Annotated in this window: 3 protein-coding genes and 1 pseudogene; all 4 read left to right on the top strand. The window is 69.1% G+C overall.

Annotation, left to right across the window (positions count from 1 at the left end):
- A pseudogene (locus Q2100_RS28755) lies at positions 1-611 on the top strand (cation acetate symporter); the annotation flags it as partial.
- 168 nt (positions 612-779) lie between these two features.
- Positions 780-1,118 (top strand): DUF485 domain-containing protein, encoded by a 339-nt coding sequence (locus Q2100_RS28750; protein WP_302916773.1) that lies wholly within the window; start codon positions 780-782, stop codon positions 1,116-1,118.
- Positions 1,115-2,752, top strand: a complete 1,638-nt coding sequence (locus tag Q2100_RS28745) for a monocarboxylic acid transporter (protein WP_302916771.1) — start codon at positions 1,115-1,117, stop codon at positions 2,750-2,752. Before Q2100_RS28750 ends, Q2100_RS28745 begins: the two co-directional genes overlap by 4 nt.
- Positions 2,753-2,968: 216 nt before the next feature.
- Positions 2,969-3,290, top strand: a 322-nt coding sequence (locus Q2100_RS28740; protein ID WP_302916772.1) for an MFS transporter, incomplete at its 3' end; no start/stop codon positions are given.

Genomic DNA, 3,290 nt, shown 5'->3' with positions numbered 1-3,290 from the left:
CCGCCGTGCTCCTCGCACCCGGCGCGGCCGTGGGCGGGCCGGGCGGGCAGCTGCTCGCGGCGCTGGTCGCGGCCGGGGCGATCGCCGCCTTCCTGGCGACCTCGTCGGGCCTGCTGGTCAGCATCGCCGGCGCGCTGGCCACCGACGTGCTGCGCGGCCGGGTGCGTGACTTCCGCGTCGCCGCGCTGGTCGGTGGCGTGATCCCGATTCCGTTGTCGCTCATCACCTCCGGCCTGGAACTGTCGCGCAGCGTGGGACTGGCGTTCGCGGTGGCCGCCTCCACGCTGTGTCCGCTGTTGGTGCTCGGCATCTGGTGGCGTGGACTGACCGCGCTCGGGGCAGCCTGCGGGCTGGTGGTCGGCGGGCTGGTGTCCGGGACGGCGGTCACCCTCGCGATCACCGGCGCCGTCGACGAACGGGCACTGGGCGGCTGGCCCGCGGTGGTGACCGGCTATCCCGCTGCCGTGAGCGTGCCGTTGGCCTTCGCGACGATGATCGCCGTCAGCCTCTGCGACCGCCGCGGCGCACCGCGCGACGCGGCGCAGATCTTCGCCCGCATGCACGTCCCGGAACGACTCGGGATGGGCATCGAACGGGTGCCCCGCGGCTGAGCCGGCGGCAGCCCACCGTTCGTCGTGGCCGATCGACCGCTCACCGCAGCCGACCTCGTCCTCGCCGTGTGACCTGCGGGAAAGGTGGGTATGTGACCCACATCTCAGCTAGCTTCGCCGATGAGCCGGTTCACACACACGAGGTCAGGAGTCACCGTGCCCGAGACCATGCCCTCGGATCCCGCGGCCGCCATCAGCGGCCAGCGGTATCTCGAGGTCCAAGCAAGTCCGGAATTCCAGGAGCTACGAAGCAGGCTGCGCCGCTTCGTGTTCCCGATGACCGCGTTCTTCCTCATCTGGTACGGCCTCTACGTCGTGCTCGGCGCCTTCGCGCACGATTTCATGGCCATCAAGGTGTGGGGCAACATCAACGTCGGGCTGATCGTCGGCCTCGGGCAGTTCCTCACCACCTTCCTGATCACCGGAATCTACGTGCGCTTCGCCAACCGGGAACTCGACCCCCGCGCCACGAAGATCCGCACCGAACTGGAAGGTGAGCTCAAGTGACCGTCCTCGCCGCCGAGGCCGTTGGCAACACCGCCGCCAACATCGGCATCTTCGCCCTGTTCGTGGCGATCACGTTGGTCGTGGTGATCCGGGCCAGCCGCAACAACCGCACCGCCGACCAGTTCTTCACCGGTGGCCGCGGGTTCACCGGGCCGCAGAACGGCATCGCCATCGCCGGTGACTACCTGTCGGCGGCAAGCTTCCTCGGCATCGCCGGCGCCATCGCCGTCTACGGCTACGACGGCTTCCTGTACTCGATCGGCTTCCTGGTCGCCTGGCTGGTGGCCCTGCTGCTGGTCGCCGAACTGCTGCGTAACACCGGCAAATTCACGATGGCCGACGTGCTGAGCTTCCGGCTCAAGCAGCGGCCGGTCCGGGTGGCGGCCGCGACGACGACGCTGACGGTGTCACTGTTCTACCTGTTGGCCCAGATGGCCGGCGCTGGTGGCCTGGTCGCGCTGCTGCTGAACGTGAGCGACAAGGGCGGGCAGGCGTTGGTGATCGCCGTCGTCGGCATCCTGATGATCGTCTACGTCCTGGTCGGCGGCATGAAGGGCACCACGTGGGTGCAGATCATCAAGGCCGTCCTGCTGATCGCCGGCGCCGGGCTGATGACAGTGATGGTGTTCGTCGAGTTCGGGTTCAACTTCTCCGAAATCCTCGGCTCGGCTCAGGCCGCCATCTCCGGTGCGACCACCGAGGGCGTCGCCAGCCGCGACGTGCTCGCTCCCGGCGCCCAGTACGGCGGATCGCTGACGAGTCAGATCAACTTCATCTCACTCGCGCTCGCCCTGGTGCTCGGCACCGCGGGCCTGCCACACGTGTTGATGCGGTTCTACACCGTGCCGACGGCCAAAGAGGCGCGCCGGTCGGTGGTCTGGGCGATCGCACTCATCGGCGCGTTCTACCTGTTCACGTTGGCACTGGGTTACGGCGCAGCGGCGATCGTCGGACCGGACCGCATCCTGGGTGCCCCGGGCGGAGTCAACTCCGCCGCTCCCCTGCTGGCGTTCGAACTGGGCGGGGTGATCCTGCTCGGCGTCATCTCGGCGGTCGCCTTCGCGACGATCCTCGCAGTGGTGGCGGGGCTGACGATCACCGCGTCGGCGTCATTCGCACACGACATCTACGCCAGTGTGCTGAGAGGGGGTCCCGGCAAGGCACCGGTGACCGAGGCGGAGCAGGTACGGGTATCACGCATCACCGCGGTGGTTCTCGGCGTGCTCGCCATCGGACTCGGCATCCTCGCCAACGGCCAGAATGTGGCTTTCCTTGTGGCGCTGGCCTTCGCCGTCGCGGCGGCGGCCAACCTGCCGACCATCGTGTACTCGCTGTACTGGCGCCGGTTCAACACCCGCGGCGCGCTGTGGAGCATGTACGGCGGCCTGCTCTCGACGATCGTGCTGATCGTCTTCTCCCCCGCGGTGTCCGGAGCCAAGACGGCGATGCTGCCCGGCGTGGACTTCGCGTTCTTCCCGCTGGCCAACCCGGGCATCGTGTCCATCCCGCTGGCGTTCGTGCTCGGCATCGTGGGCACCCTCACCTCGCCGGACGACGAGGGCCGCGAGGTCGCCGCAGAGATGGAGGTGCGGTCGCTCACCGGCATCGGCGCGGAGAAGGCCGTGTCGCACTGACCACCGCGCCGGAACTGCATTCCCGGCGATCAAGCGAGTCGCTTGGTCACCGGGAATGCAGTTCCGTGCACACGAACGGAATAACCTGGGCCGCCGGCGTCGCTGTCATCAGATATGTCTGACAACGCGCCGGCGGTGCCGTCTGCCCCCACCGACTCCACGCCGACCGCCGGCCGCTTCGCCCTCCCGTTGCTGGCCTACGCCTTCGCCGCGATCATGGTCGGCACCACGCTGCCCACGCCGATGTACGCGCTCTACGCCGAGCGCATGCACTTCGCGGTGCTCACGACCACCGTCATCTACGCCACCTATGCCGGCGGCGTGCTCTTCGCGCTGCTGGCCTTCGGCCGCTGGTCCGACGCGATCGGCCGACGCCCGATGCTGCTGGCGGGCGTCGCGTTCGCCCTGGTCAGCGCCGCGGTGTTCCTGGTCGCCGACTCGGTGGCGGTGCTGCTGGTCGGCCGGGTGCTGTCCGGACTGTCGGCGGGCATCTTCACCGGCACCGCGACCGCGGCCGTGATCGAGGCCGCGCCGCCCC

It is taken from the genome of Mycolicibacterium arseniciresistens (assembly GCF_030519285.1).
Taxonomy (GTDB): domain Bacteria; phylum Actinomycetota; class Actinomycetes; order Mycobacteriales; family Mycobacteriaceae; genus Mycobacterium; species Mycobacterium arseniciresistens.
The sequence above is the reverse complement of the archived record's forward strand: the minus strand, read 5'-3'. Positions and strand labels throughout refer to the sequence as shown.